This is a genomic window from Thermococcus sp. (assembly GCF_027066465.1).
In the GTDB taxonomy this organism is placed as follows: Archaea; Methanobacteriota_B; Thermococci; order Thermococcales; family Thermococcaceae; genus Thermococcus.
In genome coordinates this window covers 1-2,049 of record NZ_JAMONU010000116.1, presented here as the reverse complement: position 1 = coordinate 2,049, position 2,049 = coordinate 1, and the positions used below count along the sequence as shown (strand labels likewise).

Sequence of the window (2,049 nt, the reverse complement as noted above, 5' to 3'; positions counted from 1 at the left end):
GGCAACTTTGCCCTCTTCGCTCTCTGGTGGGGGTTCGAGGTTGTCACGATGCTCCTCCCAACGCTCGTTGAGGGCGGAAAGCTCTCCAACGCACTTCTCTTCCCCCTAATCGTCTGGTTCTGGGCGTTCTTCTACCTCTCGCTCCATATCTACGGCTATTCAAGGCTCTTCTTATCCAGCCCTTAGGGGAACCGAAACCCTTTTAAAATGCCCAACAATGTGCTACATAGACTATATAGACTATAGAGGGAGGGTGAATGCTGGAGGTCATTGCGACGGCGTTTTTCATGGCATGGGCCGTCGGAGCAAACGACAGCGCAAAGGCAGTCGGCACCGCGGTCGGCTCGGGGGTAGTGGGCTTCAAACGGGCCGTCCTGATAATAGCGGTTTTCACCACGTTAGGTGCAGTTATCGGTCACTCCGCCGTCCCTGGAACCATAACGGGGCTGGCGAGGGGACTATCCCCCGGGGAGGTTGGCCTCGTCCTTTTCAGCGCCGCCTCTGCCGTAACTTTGGCGAGCCTCGTCGGAATGCCAATCTCGACGACCCAGTCCATAATAGGCGCGCTCATAGGTTCCTCCCTCGCCCTCGGTCTTCCCGTCGACTGGTGGACGATAGGTAAAATCGTCTCGGCGTGGTTCTTCTCGCCGGTCTTCGCATCCCTACTGGCCATAGCGGTGTACAAGCTCTACAAGCCTCTCCTCCGGAGGATAAAGTGCCTCAAGAACCTTGAACTCACCCAGAAGTGGCTCGTCTTTCTCGCCTCGGCATTCTCGGCCTTCAACCTCGGCACGAACGAGGTCTCGAACGTTATAGGCCTCGCAAAGGCCGGCGGAATGTCCAACCCGAATGCCTTCCTTGCCCTTGTGATGGCCTTCGGAACGCTCACCTTCAGCTACGAGGTTATGATGACGATAGGAAAGGACATAGCACCCCTTGGTCCTACTTCGGCCTTCTCGAGTCAGTTCGGCGCCTCGATAGCGGTCAGCACCGCGAACCTCTTCGGTCTGCCCGTCAGCTCGGGCCAGGCGATAGTCGGGGCGATAAGCGGGCTGAGCGCCTACAAGGGGGAGCACGTGAACAAAAAGCTCCTCGTGGATATCGTGAAGAGCTGGGTTCGCGCGCCACTCTTCGCCGGAATCCTCGCGTTCCTGCTCATCAAGCTCTTCTCGGCAGGCTTTTAAGGTCGAAGTTGTAGCCTTTGGGAGGTGAGAGCATGGAGTTCAGGTTCGAAGTTAAAGCCAGAGACGCGGCCGGAAGAATAGGAAAGCTCACCGTCAACGGCAAGAGCATCGAAACTCCAGCCATAATGCCGGTCATCAACCCGAAACAGCTCATCGTGACGCCGAAGGAGCTTAAAGAGATGGGCTTTGGAATGATAATCACCAACTCCTACATTATCTACAAGACGCCGGAGCTGAGGGAGAAAGCGCTAAAACTGGGCATTCATAAGCTCCTCGACTACGACGGGATAATCGAGGTTGATTCAGGCAGTTTCCAGCTCATGCGCTACGGCGAGGTTGAGGTTACCAACCGGGAGATAATCGAGTTCCAGGAGAAAATCGGCGTTGATATAGGCACCTTCCTCGACGTTCCGACTCCTCCCGACGCGCCGAGGGAGAAGGCCGAGGAGGACCTGAGGGTAACCCTTGAGCGGGCGAAGGAAGCCGAAAGCATAAAGAACATCGTCATGAACGCTGCTGTCCAAGGGTCCACCTACCCGGACTTAAGAACCTACGCCGCGCGGGAGCTCAGCAAGATGAACTTCGAAATCCATCCGATTGGGGCCGTCGTTCCGCTCATGGAGAGCTACCGCTACCGCGATTTGGTGGATGTTGTGGTGGCTTCCAAGCTCGGTCTAAGACCGGACCGGCCCGTTCACCTCTTCGGCGCTGGCCACCCGATGATTTTTGCCTTAGCGGTGGCTATGGGCGTTGACCTCTTTGACTCGGCAAGCTACGCTTTATACGCTAAAGACGACCGCTACCTGACGCCCGAGGGAACGAAGAGGCTCGAAGAGCTTGAGTACTTCCCCTGCTCATGCCCCGT

2 protein-coding genes and 1 pseudogene are annotated in these 2,049 nt (G+C 56.7%); all 3 read left to right on the top strand.

What is annotated here, in order from left to right:
* Window positions 1-186: pseudogene (locus tag MVK46_RS05370) on the top strand (glycosyltransferase family 2 protein); the annotation flags it as partial.
* A gap of 71 nt (window positions 187-257) precedes the next feature.
* Complete coding sequence (locus MVK46_RS05365; RefSeq protein ID WP_297535615.1) at window positions 258-1,184, top strand: inorganic phosphate transporter; 927 nt, start codon at window positions 258-260, stop codon at window positions 1,182-1,184.
* Window positions 1,185-1,216: 32 nt separating this feature from the next.
* Window positions 1,217-2,049: tRNA guanosine(15) transglycosylase TgtA (gene tgtA / locus MVK46_RS05360; RefSeq protein WP_297535614.1), on the top strand; the 833-nt coding region annotated here is incomplete at its 3' end.

What these genes read in the sequence shown, in the direction of transcription:
- MVK46_RS05365 (WP_297535615.1), top strand. Translation starts at nt 258, where the DNA reads ATGCTGGAGGTCATTGCGACGGCGTTTTTCATGGCATGGGCCGTCGGA.